Annotated in this window: 21 protein-coding genes; 15 read left to right on the top strand and 6 right to left on the bottom strand. The window is 68.3% G+C overall.

The genetic code is table 11. From position 1 onward, the window contains the following. From DQP57_RS17055 to DQP57_RS17035, 5 genes are all read left to right on the top strand, one after another. A partial coding sequence (locus DQP57_RS17055; RefSeq protein WP_114149386.1) for an ATP-dependent DNA ligase occupies nt 1-990 on the top strand: 990 nt, incomplete at its 5' end. A gap of 54 nt (nt 991-1044) precedes the next feature. Next, entirely contained in the window at nt 1045-3330 is a 2286-nt protein-coding gene (locus DQP57_RS17050) for a carbon starvation CstA family protein (RefSeq protein WP_112634016.1), read from the top strand. A gap of 9 nt (nt 3331-3339) precedes the next feature. After that, nucleotides 3340-4857 (top strand): Hsp70 family protein, encoded by a 1518-nt coding sequence (locus DQP57_RS17045; protein WP_112634015.1) that lies wholly within the window; start codon nt 3340-3342, stop codon nt 4855-4857. A 14-nt stretch (nt 4858-4871) separates the two neighbouring features. Then, nucleotides 4872-5543, top strand: a complete 672-nt coding sequence (locus DQP57_RS17040; RefSeq protein ID WP_112634014.1) for a nitroreductase family protein — start codon at nt 4872-4874, stop codon at nt 5541-5543. An 8-nt stretch (nt 5544-5551) separates the two neighbouring features. Then, complete coding sequence (locus tag DQP57_RS17035) at nt 5552-6379, top strand: oxidoreductase (protein WP_112634013.1); 828 nt, start codon at nt 5552-5554, stop codon at nt 6377-6379. A 3-nt stretch (nt 6380-6382) separates the two neighbouring features. Here the strand turns inward: DQP57_RS17035 and DQP57_RS17030 are convergent, their stop codons facing one another. Beyond that, nucleotides 6383-7339: an LLM class F420-dependent oxidoreductase gene (locus DQP57_RS17030; protein WP_112634012.1), complete on the bottom strand. Its 957-nt coding sequence runs from the start codon at nt 7337-7339 to the stop codon at nt 6383-6385. Nucleotides 7340-7645: 306 nt separating this feature from the next. Here DQP57_RS17030 and DQP57_RS17025 point away from each other — a divergent pair, with 306 nt between their 5' ends. The 4 genes from DQP57_RS17025 to DQP57_RS17010 are packed head-to-tail and all read left to right on the top strand — an operon-like array spanning nt 7646 to nt 12089. Then, on the top strand, nt 7646-8854 hold the full coding sequence (locus DQP57_RS17025; protein WP_112634023.1) for an acetyl-CoA C-acetyltransferase: 1209 nt from the start codon (nt 7646-7648) through the stop codon (nt 8852-8854). 2 nt (nt 8855-8856) lie between these two features. Next, nucleotides 8857-9633 carry an enoyl-CoA hydratase/isomerase family protein gene (locus DQP57_RS17020; RefSeq protein ID WP_112634011.1) on the top strand — a complete coding sequence of 259 codons (777 nt, stop codon included), beginning with the start codon at nt 8857-8859 and terminating at the stop codon, nt 9631-9633. Next, nucleotides 9630-10772 carry a CaiB/BaiF CoA transferase family protein gene (locus tag DQP57_RS17015; RefSeq protein WP_112634010.1) on the top strand — a complete coding sequence of 381 codons (1143 nt, stop codon included), beginning with the start codon at nt 9630-9632 and terminating at the stop codon, nt 10770-10772. The genes DQP57_RS17020 and DQP57_RS17015 overlap by 4 nt, the downstream gene beginning before the upstream one ends. A gap of 21 nt (nt 10773-10793) precedes the next feature. Beyond that, nucleotides 10794-12089: an acyl-CoA dehydrogenase family protein gene (locus DQP57_RS17010; RefSeq protein ID WP_112634009.1), complete on the top strand. Its 1296-nt coding sequence runs from the start codon at nt 10794-10796 to the stop codon at nt 12087-12089. A 13-nt stretch (nt 12090-12102) separates the two neighbouring features. Here the strand turns inward: DQP57_RS17010 and DQP57_RS17005 are convergent, their stop codons facing one another. Continuing rightward, entirely contained in the window at nt 12103-12801 is a 699-nt protein-coding gene (locus DQP57_RS17005) for an MspA family porin (protein WP_430919519.1), read from the bottom strand. 166 nt (nt 12802-12967) lie between these two features. On the opposite strand from DQP57_RS17005, the gene DQP57_RS17000 reads away from it, so the two are divergent. Beyond that, nucleotides 12968-13213 carry a hypothetical protein gene (locus DQP57_RS17000; RefSeq protein ID WP_112634008.1) on the top strand — a complete coding sequence of 82 codons (246 nt, stop codon included), beginning with the start codon at nt 12968-12970 and terminating at the stop codon, nt 13211-13213. A gap of 8 nt (nt 13214-13221) precedes the next feature. On the opposite strand, the gene DQP57_RS16995 is transcribed toward DQP57_RS17000, so the two are convergent. The 3 genes from DQP57_RS16995 to DQP57_RS16985 are packed head-to-tail and all read right to left on the bottom strand — an operon-like array spanning nt 13222 to nt 15487. Further along, a complete protein-coding gene (locus tag DQP57_RS16995) occupies nt 13222-14187 on the bottom strand; it encodes a phosphotransferase family protein (RefSeq protein ID WP_112634007.1) in 966 nt (321 codons plus the stop codon). A 4-nt stretch (nt 14188-14191) separates the two neighbouring features. After that, nucleotides 14192-14989, bottom strand: a complete 798-nt coding sequence (locus tag DQP57_RS16990) for an SDR family NAD(P)-dependent oxidoreductase (protein WP_112634006.1) — start codon at nt 14987-14989, stop codon at nt 14192-14194. 60 nt (nt 14990-15049) lie between these two features. Next, entirely contained in the window at nt 15050-15487 is a 438-nt protein-coding gene (locus DQP57_RS16985; protein WP_112634005.1) for a DoxX family protein, read from the bottom strand. 66 nt (nt 15488-15553) lie between these two features. Here DQP57_RS16985 and DQP57_RS16980 point away from each other — a divergent pair, with 66 nt between their 5' ends. Next, nucleotides 15554-15877, top strand: a complete 324-nt coding sequence (locus DQP57_RS16980) for a DMT family transporter (RefSeq protein ID WP_112634021.1) — start codon at nt 15554-15556, stop codon at nt 15875-15877. A 52-nt stretch (nt 15878-15929) separates the two neighbouring features. Here the strand turns inward: DQP57_RS16980 and DQP57_RS16975 are convergent, their stop codons facing one another. Continuing rightward, nucleotides 15930-17387 carry an MFS transporter gene (locus DQP57_RS16975; protein WP_112634020.1) on the bottom strand — a complete coding sequence of 486 codons (1458 nt, stop codon included), beginning with the start codon at nt 17385-17387 and terminating at the stop codon, nt 15930-15932. Between the two features lie 335 nt (nt 17388-17722). On the opposite strand from DQP57_RS16975, the gene DQP57_RS16970 reads away from it, so the two are divergent. From DQP57_RS16970 to DQP57_RS16960, 4 genes are all read left to right on the top strand, one after another. Further along, a complete protein-coding gene (locus DQP57_RS16970; protein WP_112634019.1) occupies nt 17723-20158 on the top strand; it encodes a glycogen/starch/alpha-glucan phosphorylase in 2436 nt (811 codons plus the stop codon). 135 nt (nt 20159-20293) lie between these two features. Then, nucleotides 20294-21784 carry a hypothetical protein gene (locus tag DQP57_RS16965; RefSeq protein ID WP_112634004.1) on the top strand — a complete coding sequence of 497 codons (1491 nt, stop codon included), beginning with the start codon at nt 20294-20296 and terminating at the stop codon, nt 21782-21784. A gap of 32 nt (nt 21785-21816) precedes the next feature. Further along, on the top strand, nt 21817-21990 hold the full coding sequence (locus tag DQP57_RS26885; protein ID WP_165821829.1) for a hypothetical protein: 174 nt from the start codon (nt 21817-21819) through the stop codon (nt 21988-21990). 86 nt (nt 21991-22076) lie between these two features. Continuing rightward, nucleotides 22077-22502 (top strand): hypothetical protein, encoded by a 426-nt coding sequence (locus DQP57_RS16960; protein WP_112634003.1) that lies wholly within the window; start codon nt 22077-22079, stop codon nt 22500-22502. Nucleotides 22503-22582: the final 80 nt, after the last annotated feature.

The following is a 22582-nucleotide window of genomic DNA, read 5'->3' as shown; positions in this document are numbered from 1 at the left end:
CGGGTCGGCAGCCCCGTGGGCCCGATGCTGGCGCAGACCGCGACGGGCGTGGCCGACGCGATCGAACGCCACGGCGGGCAGGCGATTTTCGAAGCCAAGCTGGACGGGGCGCGGGTACAGATCCACCGCGCGGGTGACGAGGTCACCGTCTACACCAGGAGCCTGGACGACGTCACCGCCCGGCTGCCCGAAGTCGTGGAGGCGACGCTGGCGCTGCCCGTCGATCACCTGATCGCCGACGGCGAGGCGATCGCGCTGCGGCCCGACAACCGGCCACAGCGCTTCCAGGTCACGGCCTCACGCTTCGGCCGCTCCGTCGACATCGCGGCAGCCCTTGCCGCGCAGCGACTTTCGGTGTTTTTCTTCGACATCTTGCATCGCGACGGCGTCGACCTGCTCGACGCCCCGACCGCCGACCGGCTGGCCGCCCTGGACGCGCTGGTGCCCCCGGCCCAGCGGGTCGACCGGTTGCTCACCGCCGATCCCGCGGCGGCGAGCGCCTTCCTGGACGCGACGCTGGCCGCCGGCCACGAGGGCGTGATGGCCAAGGCGCCCGACGCGCCGTATCAGGCCGGCCGCCGTGGCGCGGGCTGGCTGAAGGTCAAGCCGGTGCACACGCTGGATCTGGTGGTGCTCGCGGTGGAGTGGGGATCGGGACGCCGCCGCGGCAAACTCTCCAACATCCATTTGGGCGCCCGCGATCCGGCCAGCGGCGAATTCGTCATGGTGGGAAAGACTTTCAAGGGCATGACCGACGCCATGCTGGCGTGGCAGACCGCACGGTTCAGCGAGCTGGCCATCGACGGCACGGACGGTTACGTCGTACGCGTGCGGCCCGAGCAGGTCGTCGAGATCGCGCTGGACGGCGTGCAGAAGTCGTCGCGCTACCCCGGCGGGCTGGCGCTGCGGTTCGCCCGCGTAGTGCGCTATCGCGACGACAAGAGCCCCGCCGAGGCCGACACCATCGACGCCGTGCGCGCACTGTACTGAACGACGCCCTCTCCGACAGGCGCAGTTCATGCTGCGCGCGTAGGGTTTCGGTCCGTGGCGGTCACGGAGCACGACGACGACATCAGCTACATCCACGGCGGCGCAGACCTGCCACCCGTCGCCATCGTCGACCGCTCCGCCATCACCGTGCGGCACAAGATCGTGTTCGCCGTCGTCGCGGTGCTCGGCGCCGTCGCCTGGGCGATCATCGCGTTCACGCGGGGCGAGACGGTCAACGCGGTCTGGTTCGTCGTCGCGGCGATGTGCACCTACCTCATCGGGTTCCGGTTCTACGCCCGGCTGATCGAGATGAAGATCGTCCGCCCGCGCGACGACCACGCCACGCCGGCCGAGGTTCTCGACGACGGCACCGATTACGTGCCGACCGATCGCCGCGTGCTGTTCGGCCATCACTTCGCCGCCATCGCGGGGGCCGGACCGCTCGTCGGTCCGGTGCTGGCCACCCAGATGGGCTACCTGCCGTGCAGCATCTGGATCGTCATCGGGGCGGTGTTCGCCGGCGCGGTGCAGGACTACCTGGTGTTGTGGATCTCCACGCGGCGGCGCGGGCGCTCACTGGGGCAGATGGCCCGCGACGAACTCGGCGCCGCCGGCGGGGTGGCCGCGCTGCTCGGGGCGTTCGTCATCATGGTGATCATCATCGCGGTCCTCGCGCTGGTGGTGGTGCGTGGGCTGGCGCAGAGTCCCTGGGGCGTGTTCTCCATCGCCATGACGATTCCCATCGCCGTGTTCATGGGATGCTACCTGCGGTTTTTGCGTCCCGGCCGCGTCGCCGAGGTCTCCCTCATCGGGGTGGCGCTGCTGCTGCTGGCCGTGGGCGCCGGCGCCTGGATCGGCGAAACCCCTTGGGGCGCATCGTGGTTGAACCTGTCGGCGGTCACGGTGTCCTGGCTGATCATCGGCTACGGGTTCGTCGCGTCGGTGCTGCCGGTCTGGTTGCTGCTGGCCCCGCGCGACTACCTGTCGACGTTCATGAAGGTGGGCGCCATCGCGCTGCTCGCGGTCGGCATCTGCATCGCGCGCCCGGTCATGCAGGCGCCCGCGGTGTCGCAGTTCGCGGCCCGCGGCGACGGGCCGGTGTTCCCCGGCGCGCTGTTCCCGTTCCTGTTCATCACCATCGCCTGCGGGGCGCTGTCCGGATTCCACGCGCTGATCTCCTCGGGCACCACGCCCAAGCTGCTGGAGAAGGAAAGCCAGATGCGGCTGATCGGTTACGGCGGCATGCTCACCGAATCGTTCGTCGCGGTCATGGCGCTGATCAGCGCGGCGATCCTGGACCAGCACGTGTACTTCGCGCTCAACGCGCCGGCCGCGCAGACCGGCGGCAGCGCGGCCACCGCCGCGCACTACGTCAACGGCCTCGGGCTGCGCGGCGCTCCCGTGACCGCCGACCAGTTGACCGCTGCCGCCACCGGCGTGGGCGAGAAGTCGATCGTGTCGCGCACCGGCGGGGCGCCGACGCTGGCGGTCGGCATGTCCGAGGTGCTCTACCGGGTGTTCGGCGGTGCGAGCCTCAAGGCGTTCTGGTACCACTTCGCGATCATGTTCGAGGCGCTGTTCATCCTCACCGCCGTCGACGCCGGCACCCGCGTCGCCCGCTTCATGCTCTCCGACACCCTCGGCAACCTGGGCGGCCCCCTGACCAAGCTGCGCAATCCGAGCTGGCGTCCGGGTGTGTGGCTGTGCAGCCTGGCGGTGGCCGCGGCCTGGGGCAGCATCCTGCTGATGGGGGTGACCGATCCGCTGGGCGGCATCAACACGCTCTTTCCGCTGTTCGGCATCGCCAACCAGCTGCTCGCCGCGATCGCGCTGACCGTCATCACCGTCATCGTCATCAAAAAGGGCCTGCTGAAGTGGGTGTGGATCCCCGGGATCCCGTTGCTGTGGGATCTCGTGGTCACGCTGACGGCGTCGTGGCAGAAGATCTTCTCGCCCGACCCGGCCGTCGGCTACTGGACGCAGCACTCGAAGTACCTGGCGGCCAGGCAGGCGGGCAAGACGGCGTTCGGTTCGGCCAAGAACGCGCACCAGCTCGACGACGTCATCCGCAACACCTTCATCCAGGGCACGCTGTCCATCCTGTTCGCGGCGGCCGTCGTCATCGTCGTGATCGCCGGCGCCGTGGTCGCGCTCGGGGCTATCCGCGGGCCCGGCCGGCCACTGACCGAGGACGAGCCGGTGCCCTCGCGGTTCTTCGCGCCCTCGGGTCTGATCCCCACCGCCGCCGAGCGCGCGGTGCAGCGGCGATGGGACGAGTTGCCGAACGCGCACGGCACGCCGGGCAAAAAGGTTGTGCCCAAGCCCGCGCCGCGGTCCTAAACTTGCGCGATGAGAGTCGGTATCGACTTCGGCACCACCCACACCGTCGTCGCGGCCGTCGATCGCGGCAACTATCCCGTCGTCTCCTTCGAGGGCGAGGACGCGTGGCCGTCGCTCATCGCGGCCAACGCCGCCGGCCAGTTGCGCTTCGGCCCGGACGCCGCCGCCGTCCGGCACGACCCGGCATGGTCGGTGCTGCGCTCGTTCAAACGCTTGCTCAACGACGCCGGGCCGCAGACCGAGATCAGCCTGGCCGGCCGCGACTATCGCCTGGCCGACCTGCTCACCGGCTTCCTGTCCCAGCTCAAGGCCGACCTGCAGCGCAACTCGAACGCCACCCCGGGTCCCGGCGAAGCCATCGAGGCCGCCATCAGCGTGCCGGCCAACGCCTCGAGCGCCCAGCGCCTGCTCACGCTGGACGCCTACGTGGCCGCCGGGTTCCGCGTCGTCGCGCTGCTCAACGAGCCGTCGGCCGCCAGCCTCGAATACGCCCACCGGTACCGCTCGACCATCACCGCCAAACGCGAATACGTCCTCATCTACGACCTCGGCGGCGGCACGTTCGACGCGTCGCTGCTGAAGATGACCGGGCACGCCAACGAGGTGGTGATCAGCGAGGGTATTCAACGCCTCGGCGGTGACGACTTCGACGACGCGATCGCCGAACTCGTGTTGTCCGGCGCCGGCCTGCCCGCACTCAGCGCGGCCCAGCGCGACCTACTGGCCGAGGAGTGCGCCGCGCGCAAGGAAGCCGTCGGGCCGCAGACCCGCCGCTTCCTGGTGGACCTGTCCCCGCTCGATCGGCCCCCCTTCTCCTGCCCCATCGACGACGTGTACGCGGTGTGTGCGCCGCTGGTCGACCAGACGATGACGCTGCTGCGCCGGGTCCTGCACGACCCGGCGCGCGGACGCACCGACGTGGACTGGTCGGAGGTGGCGGGCATCTACGTCGTCGGCGGGGCCGGCGGTTTCCCACTGGTGTCGCGCATGCTGCGCGGCACCTTCGGCGAGAAGCGGGTGAAACGCTCACCGCATCCCTTCGCGGCCACGGCGATCGGGCTTGCCGTCTTCCTCGACAAGGAGTCGGGTTTTGCGCTCTCCGAACGCTTTTCGAGGAATTTTGGGGTGTTCCGCGAGGCCGAGGCGGGCGCCGGGGTCGTCTTCGACCCCATCGTGTGCAAGGACGTCTCGCTGCCGGCCGACGGGCGGTCCCCGTTGGTGGTGAAGCGCACCTACCGAGCGGCGCACAACATCGGGCATTTCCGGTTCGTGGAGTGCAGCCGCCTGGTCAACGGGCGGCCCGACGGCGACGTCACGCCGTATGACCCGGTGCTGTTTCCGTTCGACCCGGCCCTGTACGACCGGGACGACCTCCGGCGTCAGCCGGTCGGTCGCTGGAAGGACGGACCCGATGTCGAGGAGCGCTACGTCATCGCCCCCAGCGGTGCGGTGGAAGTGACGCTGACGACGCGGCCGGCGGGCTTCGAGCGCACCTTCCGGCTGGAGCGGCGCGCGTCCGCGAGTTGACGAGCCATCCCACCATGCAGCTATACGACGTGATGCGAACAACTTTCGCGGCACGGGAATTCACCGACGACCCGCTGCCCGACGAGGTGCTGGGCCGCATCTTCGACCATGCCCGGTTCGCCCCGAGCGGTGGCAACCGGCAAGGCGCCCACATCACCGTGGTGCGCGACGAGGCGACCCGCCGGCGGCTGGCCGAACTCGGCAAGCCCGCCGCCCGCCGCTACTTCGCCCAGCAGCAGGCCGGCGAAAACCCATGGAACTCAGTGCATCCCAGTGGCGTGCCGCAAGAAGTCATCGACGCCACCGAGATCCCTGACACGTTTGTGGCGCCGATCGCCAATGCGCCTGTCGTCCTTGTCGTTTCGGTGGACCTGACCGTCGTCGCGGCCGTCGATCAGGACCTGGACCGCGTCGGTATCGCCGGGGGCGCGTCGGTCTACCCGTTGATCTGGAACATCTTGCTCGCCGCCCGCGGCGAGGGGTACGGCGGCACCATCACGACGATGGCCATCGCGGCCGAAGACCAGGTCCGCCGACTGCTGGACATTCCCGACCGGCATGCGGTGGCGGCCGTCGTGCCGCTGGGAAAACCGGTGCGGCAGTTGACCAAGCTGCGCCGGCGGGCGGTCGCGGAGTTCATCACTCGCGATCGATTCGACGGCCCGGCTTTCGACGGTGAGGGGTAAGCGTTCCCATGTCCACATGGCTCATCACCGGGTGCTCGACCGGGCTCGGTCGCGCGCTGGCCGAGGCGGTCATCGGCGCCGACCACAACGCCGTCGTCACCGCGCGTGACGTCGCGGCGGTCGCCCAGCTGGCCGAATCGGCACCCGAGCGGGTGCTCGCCGCCGCCCTCGATGTCACCGACCCCGCCCAGGTCGCCTCGGCCGTGCGGCGCGCACAGGACCGGTTCGACCGCATCGACGTACTGGTCAACAACGCCGGCTACGGCTATCGCGCCGCGGTCGAGGAGGGTGACGACGCCGACGTCCGCGCGTTGTTCGAGACACACTTCTTCGGCACCGTCGCCATGATCAAGGCCGTCCTCCCCGGCATGCGGGCGCGCCGCAGCGGCGCCATCGTGAACATCTCCTCGATCGGCGCCCAGCTGACCCCGGTGGGATCCGGGTACTACGCGGCGGCCAAGGCCGCGATCGAGGGCATGAGCGGCGCCCTGCGCGGTGAGCTTGTCCCGCTGGGCATTTCGGTGACCGTCGTCGAGCCCGGCGCGTTTCGCACCGACTTCGCCGGGCGATCGCTGATCCAGTCGGCCACCGTCATCGACGACTACGCCGCCACCGCCGGGCAGCGTCGCAAGGAGAACGACACCATGCACGGCAATCAGCCCGGCGACCCCGCCAAGGCCGGCAAGGCGATCATCGCGGCCGTCGAATCGCCCGAGCCGCCGGCGTTTCTGTTGCTCGGGCCCGACGCGCTGGCCGCCTATCGCTACAAGGCGGACGCGCGGGCAGCCGAGATCTCGCAGTGGGAACAACTCACCAGCAGCACCGATTTCGGCTGAGCCCTACCCACGCAACTGGGGCAGCACGTCACGCCGCCACGCGGCGAAGAACCCGTCCATGTCGGGACCGATCTGCTGCACGTAGATCTCGTCGACGTCGGCGTCGATGTACTCGCGCACCTGTGCGATGTGCTTGTCGGGGTCGGGACCGCAGGCCACGCTTTCGGCGACCGTCTCGGGCGGCACCAGCGACTGCAGGGCGGCGAAATCCTTGGGCCGGGGCAGGATTTGCGACGTCTGGCCGGGCAACCCCTCGTTGGCCCACAACCGGTGCGCGGTCTTCAGCGCGGCGTCGGCGTCGGCGTCCCAGCAGACCTTGGTACCGCCCTGCACCGGCTTGTCGCCGCCCCCGGCCTGACGGAACTGCTTGACCAGGTCGCCGTCGGGCATGGCGATGCTGTAGCCGTCGCCGATGCGGGCGGCCAGCTCGACGGCCTGTGGGCCGAACGCCGAGACGTAGATCGGCACCGGCCGCTCGGGCCGGGTGTAGACCTGCGCTTCCTGCACCTCGTAGTGCTTACCGTGGTGGCTCACCTCGCCACCCTTGTGCAGCTTGCGAATGACGTCGATCGCCTCCTCCAGCATCTCGAGCCGCACACCGGCCGACGGCCAGGGATCGCCCAGGATGTGTTCGTTGAGGGCCTCACCGCTGTCGACCCCGAGCACAAAGCGCCCGTCGAGCTGCACTGCCGCGGTGGCCGCCGCCTGCGCGATGATCGCCGGGTGGATCCGCATGGTCGGGCAGGTGACGGCGGTGCTGACCGGCAGCGACGTCGCCTCCGACAGCGCACCGATCACCCCCCACACGAAGGGGCTCTGACCCTGCTCGTCGTTCCAGGGGTGGTAGTGGTCGGAGATCCACAAGGCGTCGAACCCCGCGTCCTCGGCCCGCTTGGCCTGGTCGATGAGTTCCTTCGGGCCGAACTGCTCGCAGGTGAGAAAGTATCCGATCTTGGTCATGGCGCCGGACTACCCGCCGAGCGCCCGGTTATGCGCCCCTGCGCCGCTTACCCGCCGCGCACCGGCAACGGCCGCGTGCCGGACACCGAAACCGGCCCTGCGCTGGCCGATTTCGGCGCTCGGCCGTGCGGCGCCCGGCGCGTGCACCAGTGGGGTGGCCACGCCGAGGCCCGCCCCTGACCGAACGAGAACAGCTTCGCCAATTTGGAGAAGGTAGTTCTCCATTGCCGAGAGACGGATTACGATCGCTGGTGACCCGTGCCGGTCCAGCCCGAACAACGATCGGAGTCCATCATCGACGCCTGGATTCTCGACGCGGTCCGCACGCCCCGCGGGCGCGGCCGCCCCGACGGCGGGCTGCACGGCGTGCACCCGCAGGCCCTGTTCGCCCGGTGCCTGACCGCGCTGGCCGAGCGGGTCGGCTTCGACCCGGCGGACGTCGACGACGTGATCGCCGGCAACGGCATTCTGTCCGGAGACCACGGCGATGACATCGCCCGACTCTCGGTGCTGCTGGCCGGCTGGCCCCAGAGCGTGCCCGGGATGACGCTGAGCCGATTCTGCGGATCGGGCCAGCAGGCCGTCACCGTGGCGGCCGCCGGCATCGCCGCGGGCAGCGAGGATCTGGTGATCGCCGGCGGCGTCGAATCGATGTCGCGCTGGGATGTCACGGCGGGCGTCCCGACCATCGACGGCAACAACCCGGACCTTCGCGCGCTGTATCCGACTGTCCCGCAGGGCATTTCGGCCGACCTCATCGCGACCCTGGAGGGATTCGACCGCGAGACCGTCGACGCCTACGCCGCGCAAAGCCAGAGCCGCGCCAGCGCGGCCATCGATCAGGGCCGTTTCGAGCGTTCTCTGGTCGACGTGCCGACACCGCACGGTCGCATCGAACGCGACGAACATCCCCGTCCCGGCACCACCACCGAGTCGCTGGCCAGGCTCAAACCGGCCTTCGCCGCGATGGGCGCCGCGTGCGCCGACGGCGAGCGACACACCTTCGACGAGATCTGCCTGCAGCGCTATCCGGGCATCGACCGCATCGACCATGTGCACCACGCCGGCAACTCGTCCGGCGTCGTCGACGGCGCCGCGGCGGTGGCGCTGGCCTCGTCGAACTGGATGCACACCCATCGGGTCACCCCGCGCGCGCAGATAAGGGCGACCGCCGCGCTCGGCAGCGAACCGATCATCATGCTCACCGCCCCCGGCCCCGCGGCTCAGCGTTGCCTCCACCGCGCGGGCATGACGGTGGCCGACATCGATTTGTGGGAGATCAATGAGGCATTCGCCGCCGTCCCGCTCAAGACCATGCGCGACCTCGACATCGACCCCGAGGTGGTCAACGTCAACGGCGGGGCGATCGCGCTCGGGCACCCCATCGGCGCCACCGGCGCCATGCTGATCGGGACGGTCCTCGACGAGCTCGAACGTCGTGACCTGACAACGGGTCTGATCACCATGTGCACCGGCGGCGGGATGGGCACGGCGACGATCATCGAGCGGGTGTGAACATGCCGGACACCGTGGCGCTCGAACGGCCCCGCGACGGGGTCGCCATTGTGCGCCTGAATCGTCCGCAGCGACTCAACGCCATCAACGAGACGATGCAGGCCGAATTGCGCGAGGTGCTCGGCGATCTGGCCGCCGACCCGGCGGCACACGCCGCGGTGCTGACCGGCGCGGGACGCGGATTCTGTGCGGGCATCGACATGCGCGACTTCGGCCCCTCGATGCTCGAAGCGAGCGCCCCCGCGTTGGACCGGATGCGCTTTCAGGAAAGGATGGCCGCCCTCGCCGAAGCGGTGCGCGCGCTGCCGCAGCCCGTGATCGCCGCGGTCAACGGCCCCTGCGTGGGCGCCGGGCTCGCGCTGTGCCTGGCCGCCGACATCCGAATCTGCTCGACGGCAGCGTCTTTCGGTAACGCCGCCATCCTGCTCGGGCTCTCGGGCGCCGAGATGGGTATGAGCTATCACCTGCCGCGCATCGTCGGCACCAGCGTGGCCGCCGACTGGATGCTGACCGGCCGCACCGTATCGGCCACCGAGGCCGACCGTCGCGGCCTGGTCAGTGAGGTCGTCGAGCCGGATCGGCTGGCCGACCGCGCGGTCGAGCTGGCGTCGCTGATCGCAAGCCACGCCCCGCTCGGCGCGCAGCTGACCAAGCGCGCCCTTCAGGTCAACACCGACGCCGTCAGTCTGGCGTCGGCGATGGAACTGGAGAACCGCAATCAGGTGATCTCTCATGCGACCGACGAGGCGGCCGACCGCCGCAAGAAGTGGTCTTCATGACCGGTCCCCTGCGTGGCGTGCGCATCGTCATGATGGGCGGGCTGGGGCCAGCGCCGTTTTGCGGAATGCTGTTGGGAGACTTGGGCGCTCACGTCATCCGCGTCGACGCTCTCGCGGGTGTCGACGGCCCGCGACCGGTCGACCACACGGTCCGCCGCAGCCAGCGCTCCCTGGCCGCCGACGTGAAGGACCCGCGCGGGCGCGACCTCGTCCACCGGCTGGCCGCCGACGCCGACGCGTTCGTGGATGTCTACCGCCCGGGGGTAGCCGAGCGCCTGGGCATCGGACCAGATGCGCTGCGCGAGCGCAACCCCCGGCTGGTCTATGCCCGCATGACCGGCTACGGACAGGACGGGCCCTTGGCCGGTCACGCTGGTCATGACATCAATTACCTTGCGCTCACGGGCGCCCTGCACGCCATCGGCACGGCCGAGTCACCGGTGCCGCCCCTGAACCTTGTCGGCGATTACGGCGGCGGCGCAATGCTGTTGGCGGTGGGGCTGCTCAGCGCCATCCTGGAGGCCCGCGAGTCGGGCGCGGGTCAGGTCCTCGACGTGGCGATGGTCGACGGCGTCGCCGCGCTGCTGGCACCGTATTTCGGCATGCTGCCCGCCGGCACGTGGCGCGACCGGCGTCAGGACAATCTGCTCGACGGCGCCGCGCACTTCTACGGCACCTACGCCACGGCCGACGGGGGCCACATCGCCGTCGGCGCCATGGAACCGAAGTTCTACGCCGAACTGTGCGACCGGCTGGGCGTCGACGTGCCCCACGACGACGGCGATCCGACGGCGTGGGCCGCCCACCGGGCCGCACTGGCCGCGCGCTTCGCCGAGAAGACCCGCGCCGAGTGGGAGTCGCTCCTGGATACGCCGGGATGCTGTGCGACGCCGGTTCTTTCGCTGATCGAGGCGCCGCGGCATCGGCACAACGTCGCGCGGCAGACGTTCTTCGAGCTCGACGGCATCACCCAGCCCGCCCCCGCGCCACGCTTCTCCCGGACCCGTCCCGGCACGCCCGCGCCTCCGTCGCTCCCGGGGGATCACACCCACGCCGTGCTGCGTGAGCTGGGCCTGACCCCCGAGGACATCACCGCGCTGGAGGACGCCGGCGTGGTGGCCCAAAGCAAGCCACAGTGACCACCTTAGAGAGGACGACACATGTCGTGGGACTTCTCCACCGACCCACAGTGGGCCGAACAACTGCAGTGGGTCGACGGCTTCGTGCGCGAGGAGTGCGAGCCGATCGACCTGATTGTCACCGAATCCCACGACCTCAACGACCCGGTGCGTCAGGCGCTGATCCCGCCGCTGCAGGACATCGTGAAGAAGCGGGGGCTGTGGGCGACCCACCTGGGCCCGCACCTGGGCGGTCCCGGTTATGGGCAGGTGAAATTGGCGCTGCTCAACGAGATCCTGGGACGCTCGGAATGCGCGCCGATCGTGTTCGGCTCGCAGGCACCCGATTCGGGCAACAGCGAAATCCTGGCGCACTACGGCACCCCCGAGCTCAAGGAGCGCTATCTGGAGCCGCTGCTGGATAACCGCATCATCTCGTGCTTCTCGATGACCGAGCCGCAGGGTGGGGCCGACCCGAAGGTGTTTCGCACCACCGCGGTGGCCGACGGCGATCACTGGGTCATCAACGGGGAGAAGTGGTTTTCGTCATTCGCCTCGATGGCGTCGTTCCTCATCGTGATGGCGATGACCGATCCCGAGGCGCCGCCCTATGAGCGCTACTCGATGTTCGTCGTTCCCGGCGACACCCCCGGGATCAACGTGCTGCGCGACGTCGGGCTGGGTTACCAGCCGACCGGCGGTGGCCGTGAGGGCTATGTCCGCTACGAAAACGTCCGCGTGCCGGCCGATCACATGTTGGGCCCGCGCGGCGGCGCGTTCGTGGTCGCGCAGACTCGCCTGGGCGGCGGGCGGATTCACCACGCGATGCGCACGGTGGGCCTGGTCCGCCGGATCTACGACATGATCTGCGAGCGGGCGGTGTCGCGCTACACCCAGGGCGAGGCGCTGGCCAACAAGCAGCTCGTGCAGGAGATGGTCGCCGACTCGTGGATGGAGATCGAGGCGTTTCGGCTGCTGACCCTCCAAACGGCCTGGAAGATCGACCAATTCAACGACTACAAGGCCGTGCGGGCCGACATCTCGGCGGTCAAGGCGATGATGCAGAAGGTCCTGCACGACGTGTCGTCGCGGGCGCTTCAGGTGCACGGGTCCCTGGGCACGACGCACGAGATGCCGTTCGTGCAGTATCTGGTCGAGTCATTCGTGCTCGGACTGGCCGACGGCCCGACCGAAGTACACAAGGTCACGCTGGCGCGGCTGTTGCTGAAAGACCGTGAGCCCGCACCGGATCTGTTTCCCTCCGAGCATCTGCTGCGGTTGCGCGCGGCCGCCGAGGCCAAGTTCGCCGACAAGCTCGCTGGCATCCCCCGCGGCTGAGCGGCGGGCCCGCTCAGACTTTCTTGGTGACGCCGACGTAGGACAAGACCACGTCGGAATCGTCGGTCACCCGATTGAGCACCGCGTAGGAGCGGATGAACGACTCGCCCACGCACCCGTCGATCTTGACGTGAAAGTTGCTGACCATCACCCAGGGATTCGGGCCCCTGAACTGTTTCTTGACCACCGGCACCACGATCACGAGGCCCGGCTTGAGCCCCACGTTGAGCACACCCGCGATCGGAGCAACGACCAACGGCAGCACGTCCCCGGGCACACCGGTCACCGGTCCCGTCACACCCGGAGTGATGCCAGCGGTGCCGCCGATCGTGACGCCGTCGGACGTGCTCATGTCGATGCCACAGCCGATCTCGTAACCCACCTCGAGCACCCCCTGGGGGCGTCCCGGGCCCATCAACGAGGCGACGAATATCCCGCTGGCGAGGTATTCGCGGGACGACACCGCGGTGGTCAACGGCGCCACCGGTACCTGCGCCTCGTCCCGGGCGCCCACGCCAAGGGTCCAACCGTCGGGGGTGTTGAGGACCACCGGGGGATTCGAGGGCAGCGCTCCGTCGGCCACCGGGGCCGCTTCCGGAGGGGGCGGGGCGGCGTCGGGATCCGCGCCCGTCGTCGGCGCCGTGGGCAAAGAAACAGCCAGGCATGCGGCGGCCACCAGGGCGCGACGAACGACCGCGGCTATGGGCCTCACGGGCGACACCGTACGCACCCAGCATTTCGAGTAGCGAAATTTGCTGGGCCGTCGGCCGAAGTTGTTGTGCGTTTGTGACTGTTACGCGATATGGCGCCGCGGGTAGAATTGGACTTCGAAAAGCCAAGAAAAGCCAACAATCCCGGCAGAAACCGAGGAGGCGGCGATGACGCTTCGCATGCGCGCTCGCGGACTGCTGGTCTGCGTGACAACCGCCATCGCCCTTGCAAGCGGCGCCGGCATCGCGCATGCGGACCCGAACGTCGATCCGCGCCCCCAGCCGCCGGGGCTCGACGACGTGTGGAGCCCGTTCCCGACCACCTGGACCAACCCGTCGAATGAGGGCCAGCCCGTGAACGACACGGGTGACGTCGGAATGATCTGCGAAAACCTCCTGGTGCGCTGCCAGTAATACCGTCGCTAAGCCAGCGCCGACCCGGCGCGGTCGAGCAGTCTCGGCAAAACCCCTGCCATGGCTTCCAATTCGGCGCGCGGCGCCGCCCGCCGGCGATTGTGCTTGACGATCAGCGACCAGGTCGCCGCCGACTTGAAACACGCCAGTGCCATGAACCACGCCAGATCGCTTACCTCACAACCTAACTCGGATCGGTACAGCTCGGCGATCTCGGCGATCGGCGGCACCATGCCGTCGGGCGCGGCAACCCGCCGGTAGGTGCCGGGATCGCAGTTGATCAAGAACCAGCCCGCGTCGATGCGCGGATCGCCTATCGACCAGATCTCCCAGTCGATGACGGCGTTGACCCGCGATCCGGCCGCGAGCAGGTTGCCCAGCCGGAAGTCACCGTGCACCACGCTCGGCGCCATTGCGCTGGGCGCGCAATCACGCAGCGCGTCACGCACTCTCGGCCAGCCGGGGGCCAGCTCCGGGTCGACCGTCGCCAGCGTGGCCGACCACCGGTGGACTTCGGCGACCGGATCGACCACCGGTTCGTCGCCCAGCCCGAGGTCCGACGGCGCCAGCCTGTGCAGCGCGGCCATGACGCGGCACGCATTCCGGTACCGGTCGCACAGATCGCGCACGGATGGGAAATCGTCGAATAACGGCTCCACACACTCGCCTTCGACGTGCGTCATCACGTAGAGCGGTGGCGTGCCGGGCGGATCCCCCGCGTCCTCCCACAGAACCTCCGGCACCGGAACACCGGTCGTGGCAAGCGCTTTGATGACGCGGGCCTGGCGCAGCACGTCGCGGTGCGCAACGGGTGCGACGCCCGGCGGAGCCACCTTGACCACGACCCGTCGGCCCTCCCTGGTGCCCGCGAAGGTCAGGCTGGAGGCTCCCCCGGCAAGCGGGGCGACGTCGGCCACGCCCGCGCCGGCGAGCCGGCGGCGCAACGCGGTGGTATCGAGCTCGGCGCTGCTCATCCGGTCAGGGGGCCGGCGCGGTCCAGCCGACCTCGGCGAGGAAGGGCTGGGTGTGTGCGACGCGCCCGGTCAGGGTCTTCGGATCGCCGGTGCACAGCCGAAACGCCGTCTCGGTGATCAGCGCGATGTCCTCGGTGTCGGTCTTGGCCAGATCGAGGGTGCCGGCGCCGGGCGTGGCCACGGGATTGGACGGGGCGGCGGCGTTGACCGCGATCCCGTCGTCATATAGTTCGGCCGCAAGGCTTTTCGTCAATCGGTTGAGGGCGGCCTTGGCCGTGCCGTAGATGCCGAAGCCCGCGGTCCGGTCGAACTCGGAGAACGGCGGACCGGGCGGCAGGTCACCGCCCACCGAGGTCAGGTTCAGGATCCAGCCGCGGCCGCGCTCGCGCATCGCGGGTATCGCCAGCTGACACAGGTGCAGGGGCCCGAGCACGTGCATCTCCATCATCAGCCGCGCTCGCCGCTCGGGAAATCCGTCGAGGGGCCGCAGGAACGTCACCGCGGCATTGTTGACCAGGATGTCGGGTGCACCGACCGCGCTGACCACCTCGGCGAAAAGACGCTCCCGGTCGTCGGACTGGGACAGATCAGCTTGGACCGCAACGGCTTTCCCGCCAGCGGCGACGATCTCGTCGCGCGTCTGGCTCAGCGACCCCTGGTACTTGGGATCGGGGTCCATCGTGCGGGCGGTCAGGGCCACCGTGGCGCCTTCCGAAGCTAGCCGCATGGCGATCGCCCTGCCCAGGCCCCGGCTGCTGCCGGTGACGAGGGCCACCGTCCCGTCGCACCGCTGCGCGCTCATCGTCGACCTCCTCGGCCTCCCGGCCATGCGGAAATGGCTTCTCCGCATCAGAGAATGCCATTATCGCCGGCGGAGGGGAAGCATTCTGCGTCGCGCGTCCAGGGCGTAGCTGCCGCCGCCGGTGAAGACCAGCAGGAAAAACGCGAAGCAGAAGAGGATCGCCAGCGCGCCGCCGTTGCCGGCCGGCGGATCGGCGACCGGCCACAGCGCCTGGGGCTGGTGGACCGAGAAGTAGGCGACCGCCATCTGCCCCGACGCGACGAACGCGGCGGCGCGGGTGCACAGCCCGGCGGCGACGAGCAGGCCCGCGACGATCTCGATCAGTCCGGCGTACCAGCCGGGCCAGGATCCGAACTCGACCGCCACCGGCGAGCGGACCGGCCAATTGAACAGGCTTCTCGAACCGTACGCGGCGAAGAGTAAACCGTAGACGAGGCGAAACAGGCTGAGCACGGCCGGGGTGTGACGGGCCAGGCGAGCATCGAGACCATTCCTCACGAGGGCCAGGCTACGTAATCAGTCCGGTAAATACGTACGTGTACTACCCGTATGCAAGGAGGCGTTTTGACCTATCTCTTTCTCCTCGGCGCGATCTTCACAGAGGTGGTAGCGACCAGCTTGCTCAAGAGCACCGAAGGCTTCAGCCGGCTGTGGCCGACCGTCGTGTGCCTGATCGGCTATGCCGTCTCCTTTGCGCTGCTGGCGGTGTCGATCTCGCGCGGTATGCAGACCGACGTCGCCTATGCGCTGTGGTCGGCCATCGGCACGGCCCTGATCGTGTTGATCGCGGTGCTGTTCCTGGGCTCGCCGATCTCGCTGTCGAAGGTCGTCGGTGTGGGGCTGATCATCGCCGGGGTGGTGACGCTGAATCTGACCGGCGCGCACTGACCGCCTGGCTTCGTCCGCTGTGGCAACGAATCCTTGCCCTCCTGTCGCAGAACTACGCTGCGTCCGGCGCGCGGCTGCCCGGCCGTCGGGTGCACGGATCTTGACAGGCGTGGTTGATGCCCGGCACCAACTGATGCGCAATGTCGGCGCCGGTGCGAATGGTCACCAGCGCGACGCTTCCGCCAACCACACACACAGCCGCGGCGATGATCATCGCCAGCGAGAAGCCGGGGCCCAGCGGCGTCCCGGGGGCCGCGTCGATCCCGGCTGCGACAGGTAACACGGCGATTGCGAGAAGATTCGCGATCCTCGAAACCGCGTTGTTGACACCCGAAGCCGTCCCGGCATAGCTGTCGGGAACGGCGGAGAGAACGGCTGCAGTCAGAGGCGCCACAGTGATCGCCAGGCCGACGCTGAAGATGACCACAGCGGGCAGGACTACAGCCAGGTACGTTGCCCCGGGCACGATACGCGCCATCAACGCCAGACCGCCCGCAGCGACGAACAGGCCGACCGTCATGGGCAGCCTGGTGCCGGTCCGCTCCCCTAACGCACCGGCGAACGGGGAGCCGATCATCATGATGATCGTCATCGGCAACGTCGCCAGCCCGGCCGCGAGGGCAGAGTAGTGCAGGCTTTGTTGCAGCTGCAGCGTCAACAGAAACAACGCACCGCCGATCGCCGTGTACACAGCCAAGGTGGTGAGGTTGGCGCCGACGAATTGCGTTGAGCGGAAAAGCTTCGGGGGCAACAGCGGTGACCGTGCGCGCCGTTCAATCAGGGGAAAAGCGACCAACGCCGTCAGCCCCACAAATGCGGGGATGACAGTCACGAATGTCCAACCGCGCGAAGGGGCCTCGATCAGCGCGAAGATCACCCCCGCCAGGCCGACCGTGACGGCGGCAGTCCCGGGTATGTCGGGGCCGCCCCGTGCGGTTTGATCGTGAGATTCCGAGATATGCCGCGTCGCGATCCATGCCACCACGACGGCCAACGGAAGGTTCAAGAGGAAAACCCAGCGCCACGACGCCGCGTCGACCAGCCAGCCGCCGATGAACGGACCCAGCGCCGTCGTGACGCCAGACATGCCCGCCCACAGACCGACGGCACGGCCGCGGTCGCTGTCGGTGATGCCGGCGTCGATCAGTGCAAGACTGCCGGGGACCAACGCCGCCGCGCCGACACCCTGCAGCAGCCGAGTTCCGATCAGCCATCCGATCGTTGGCGCCAAACCGCAGCCGAGAGAAGCCACACTGAAAACCACCAGTCCCGCAAGAAAGACGCGCCGCCGGCCGTACCGGTCGCCTGCAGCGCCTCCGCAGAGGAGCAAGGCGCTCAGCGTCAACAGGTACCCATCGAGGACCCACTGTTGCCCGGTCAGACCCCCACCAAGCTGCCTGCCGATGGTAGGCAGCGCGACGTTGACCACGGTCGCGTCAAGCAGCGCAATTCCCGAACCGAGGACAGCCGCGGCGATGAGCCAGCGCGCGCCGGCCGACGCCAACGGCAGTTGACGTGGCTCCGTCGATTCACCGCCATCAGGCCGGCCCACGGATGAGGATTCTGCGCTGTGGGGTCGCCGCCGCAACCACCGACCCCGATAGCAACGCTCTCTCGTCGCGAGCACGTGAGCTTCCGTTCACATGACAGACGTCCATTCCGCTCTTGGTGTGCAAACGCCCGTGCGAGACTGACGGCCTGCACACCGCTGGGTAGGCCACGCCGTGCTGACACCCTCTCTAGCGAGTAGGACCCACCATGACCGATGTCGATCAGACGCCCTCCGATGGGCTCGACCCCGGCAGCCCCACCCGGGCCGACCTGATCGAGCACTCGCGCACCGGGATGAGCGCGGCCGCGCTGCAGCGGGCGATCAACGACCACCTGCGCTACTCGATCGGGCGTCCGGCGGCGGCCCTGCGCCCCGAGCACTACTACCGCGCGCTCGCCCTGGCGGTGCGGGATCGCATGCAGGATCGCCGGGTGGCCTCAACGCAGACCTCGCTGGACCTCGGCCGCAAGGTGACCTGCTACCTGTCGGCCGAGTTTTTGATGGGCCCGCAATTGGGCAACAACCTGCTGAATCTCCAGATGGAGCGGGCGGCTCGCGAGGCGCTGGCGGCGATGGGCCAGAATCTCGACACCGTGCTGGCCTGCGAGGAGGAACCCGGGCTGGGCAACGGGGGCCTGGGCAGGCTCGCCGCGTGCTATTTGGACTCGCTGGCCACCCTGGAACGACCGGCGATCGGCTACGGCATCCGCTACGAATTCGGCATCTTCGACCAGGAAATCCACGACGGCTGGCAGGTCGAGCAGACCGACAACTGGCTGGACAACGGAAACCCTTGGGAGATCGCCAAACCCGACGTCAGCTTCCTGGTGAAGTGGGGCGGCTACGCCGAGCACTACACCGACGAGTCCGGCCGCGATCGCGTCCGCTGGGTGCCGGGACGGTTGCTCAAAGGCACCGCCTACGACACACCCATCCAGGGCTACGGCGTCAACACCTGCAACGTGCTGACGTTGTGGAGCGCGCGCGCCGTCAAGTCATTTGCGTTGGAGGCCTTCAACACCGGCGACTACTACAAGGCCGTCGAGGACGAGGTGACGTCCGAAACCGTCACCAAGGTGCTCTACCCCAACGACGAGCCCGAGGCCGGCAAGCGGCTGCGCCTGCTGCAGCAGTACTTCTTCGTGTCCTGCTCGCTGCAGCACGTGTTGCACATCATGGACGATCTCGCGGATGTTTCCGTCAAGGAACTGCCTCAGCGGTTTGCGCTGCAGCTCAACGACACTCACCCGTCCATCGGGGTCGCCGAGTTGATGCGGCTGCTAGTCGACGAGCGCGAGCTGGATTGGGACGCGGCGTGGGACATCACCGTCGCGACGTTCGGGTACACCAACCACACGCTGCTGCCCGAAGCGCTGGAAACCTGGCCGCTGCAGATGTTCGCCGAGTCGCTGCCGCGCCACCTCGAGATCATCTACGAGATCAACCGCCGGTTCCTCGACGAGGTGCGCGCCCACTTCCCCGGCGACGAGGACCGGGTCGCCCGGATGTCGTTGATCGGTGAGAACGGCGGCAAGTTCGTCCGGATGGCGCACTTGGCCACCGTCGGCAGCCATGCCATCAACGGCGTCGCCGCCCTCCATTCGGAGTTGCTGAAAAGCAGTGTCCTGAAAGACTTTTACGAGATGTGGCCGGAACGGTTCCGCAACAAGACGAACGGGGTGACGCCGCGCCGCTTCCTCGCACTGGCCAACCCGGGGCTGCGCGAACTACTGGACCGCACTGTCGGCGACGGCTGGTTGACCGACCTGGGTCGCCTGCGCGGGCTCGAGCCGTTCGTCGACGACGCGGCCTTCCGGCGCGAGTGGCGCGACATCAAGCGCACCAACAAGTCACGCCTGGCCAGATACATCCACTCGGTGGCCGGTGTGGAACTGAACCCGGACTGGCTGTTCGATGTTCAGGTCAAGCGCATCCACGAGTACAAGCGGCAGCACCTCAACGTCCTGCACGTCGTTGCGCTGTATCACCGGCTGAAGTGCAACCCCGGCCTGTCGATCCCGCCGCGGGCCTTCATCTTCGGCGGCAAGGCCGCGCCCGGATACTTCCTGGCCAAGCGGATCATCAAGCTCATCAACGCGGTCGGCGAAACCGTCAACGCCGACCCCGACGTGAACCGGTTCCTCAAGGTGGCCTTCGTGCCGAACTTCAACGTGCAAAACGCCCACCTGATCTACCCGGCCGCCGATCTGTCCGAACAGATCTCCACCGCGGGCAAGGAAGCCTCCGGGACCGGGAACATGAAGTTCATGATCAACGGGGCGCTGACCATCGGCACCCTGGACGGGGCGAACGTCGAGATGCGCGACGAGGTGGGCCCCGAGAACTTCTTCCTGTTCGGACTCACCGAGCAGCAGGTCGGGGCGGTCAAGGCCGACGGGTATCGACCGAACGATTACATCGACGGCAACGACGAGCTGCGCGTGGTGCTGGATCTCATTGCGTCAGGGACGTTTTCGCGCGGGGACACCGAGGTGTTCAAGCCCGTCGTGGATAACCTGCGTTATGACGACCCCTTTCTGGTGTGCGCCGACTACGCGTCATACGTGGACTGTCAGGAGCGGGTCAGCGCCGCGTGGCAGGACCGCGAGGCATGGACCAAGATGTCGATCCTCAATACCGCGCGCAGCGGCAAGTTCTCGTCGGATCGCGCCATTACCGAGTATTGCGACGAGATCTGGAACGTCTGGCCGCTGACGGTCAAGATCTAGTGGTCGCCGGGGAGCCCCGGCACGCGCCCGCGGTTGGCCGGCCGCCCCGGTAACCAGCGCAAGCCGGCCGCGCGGCAGAGCCGTCCGAAACGGACTAGGGTGGGCGCTCACGCAACGACTCGTGGCAGGAGAGATGTGACCGTACGCTTGCGCAGCCTTGTCCTGGTCCCGTTGACCGTGATACTGGCCGTGCTGCTCGCGCCGACCGCTTCGGCCGACGCCTACACCGACCAGCTGGTGAGCAGGTTCGACGCCCAGACGCATGTGGTGGTCGACCCGGGTGCCAGACCGCCGCTGCAGAACCCCGACAAGCTGAACCAGCAGATCCTCACCAGCTCGTGGCGGTGGAGCGCGGGCCCACCGGTCTGGGTGGCGGCGGTGTCGCCCGCCCAGAGCGGTGTGACCACCGCCGACGCCGTACACACCGCCATGCTGGCCCGCAACGCCGGATTCAGCGGCGTCATTCTCGTCATCGACGCTCGCGGCTACCACGTGCGCGCCTACAACGTGCCCAAGGCCATTGCGGACAACGTCGACCAATTCATGAATCAGTCGGCACGGGATCACCGCAACGACCCCTACGGCGCTACCAGCGCCTTCGTCGGCCGGCTGGCGAGCGCCAATGCGGCCCCCGTCGGACCCGCGACCACCTCACCGGTCGCCCACCAAAAGCACGACGAGTGGGCGTGGTTGAAGGTGACGCTGGTCATCTCCGGCATCGCGCTGGCCATGGCCGGCCTGTTCTGGTTCGCCGTCGGCCGAAATCGCAAGCACCGCAAGGACACCGAGGCGCGCGAGGAGATCAAGCAGGAACTGATCGCGGCCACGTCGAACGTCAGCGACCTCGACAACGCGGTACTGAGCGCGGGCGGCGTCGACGTCAGCGCCGAATCGTTGAAAGCCAACGCCAGCCTGTACGACGCCCGAAAAGCCTATGAGAAAGGCGATTACGGCTCCGCGCGGGCGCACCTGCGGGTGGTGGAATCCACGGTTGCCAAGGCTAACCGCAAGCTCGACCCGCGGCAACCGGACGTCGCGGCGGTGACGTCGGTCCCGGCCGACGACCGCAAGCAGGCCACGGTGCGCACCAAGAACCCTGACACGGGCGAAACGGTGACGATCAACAACAATAACTACAGCACCACCGCCCAGCCGGGTTACCCGTACTACTACGGCGGCGGCTACCACAACGGGATGTTCTTCTACCCCGGCTATTACCCGTACGCGTTCTGGGGGCCCGGCTGGACATGGGCGCTGACCGACGTGCTGCTGATGGACGCGCTGCTCGACGACCACTGGGGCGGCAGCTACGAGCGGGGCTTCGAGGCCGGCCGCGACTCCGCGTTCGCGGATGCCAACAGCTACGGCGACGACGGCGGACAGGCGGCCGGTTACGACAGCGCGCCGGCCGACGTCGGGTTCACCGGCGGCTACCAGGACTCGGGTGGCGCCGACGTCGGATTCGCCGGCAACGACGCCGCCTACTCCGGCGGCGGTGACGTGGGCTTCGGCGGCGGCTGGGACTCCGGGGGCGGCTGGGACTCCAGCGGCTCCGATTTCGGCGGCGGATCGGACTTCGGCGGCGGTGGTTCCGATTCCGGCGGTGGTGGCGACTTCGGGTTTTGAGGTCTCGCCGCCGGGAAGTTAGGTTGCCTGCAATGAGTACGGACAAGATCAATCGCGCCATCCTGCTCACCATGGTGGTGATCGGAACGCTCGCGTACGGCTTGCTCTACAGCCACGCCTCGATCGTCTTCAAGCTCCTCGTACCCCTCGGCCTGATCGCCCTGCTCGGACTGATCGTCCGCGACGTGATCAGGGACCGCGACTGAAGAAAACGCTGACGCCCGGCCGCACTCGTTGGGGTAGCGTTCACCGCGAGCCTTCGTAAACCCCACGGCGGAGCAAGGACTGGAGCATGAGTTCGTTTTTGTATGGCCTGCTGACCGTGATAGGCCTCGCGCTTGCGCTGGTGTTCGCGACCATTGCCGCCGTCTTCATTAAACGTTTGGGCGATCGAACGACCACCCCGGTCGGTGAAGAGGTGGGCAGCGCCAAGGCGGTAGTCACCAAAGTGCGTAAACGCCAACCCATGTCGCAGGACGAGTTGAATTATGCGAAACAACTCCTTGCGGGTCGTGGCTCCGTGCTGGCGTTATGCCTCCCCGCTACGTTGTTCGGTTTGGGCTGTTTCTACGTGTTCGGCAGCCTCTACCACCTGCACGGAGCGACGCCCTCCGAACGTACATTTCTGGGGGTCTTCCCCATGTTGGCCGCTATGAACCTCACTGTTCAGATCCTGCGGAGCGCCAGGTTGAAACGGCGACTACGGAAGATCTCCTGACGGACGCAGCAGCCTAAGGCATCTGGCGCTGTCGGTGTCGCCGCCAGGTATGCCCGCGGGCCCTTCTGGTCGCGCGCTGG

The sequence above is a fragment of the Mycobacterium colombiense genome (assembly GCF_003284935.1).
Lineage (GTDB): Bacteria > Actinomycetota > Actinomycetes > Mycobacteriales > Mycobacteriaceae > Mycobacterium > Mycobacterium arosiense_A.
Note: the sequence above shows the minus strand (reverse complement) of the source record. Positions and strands in the feature narration are given on the sequence as shown.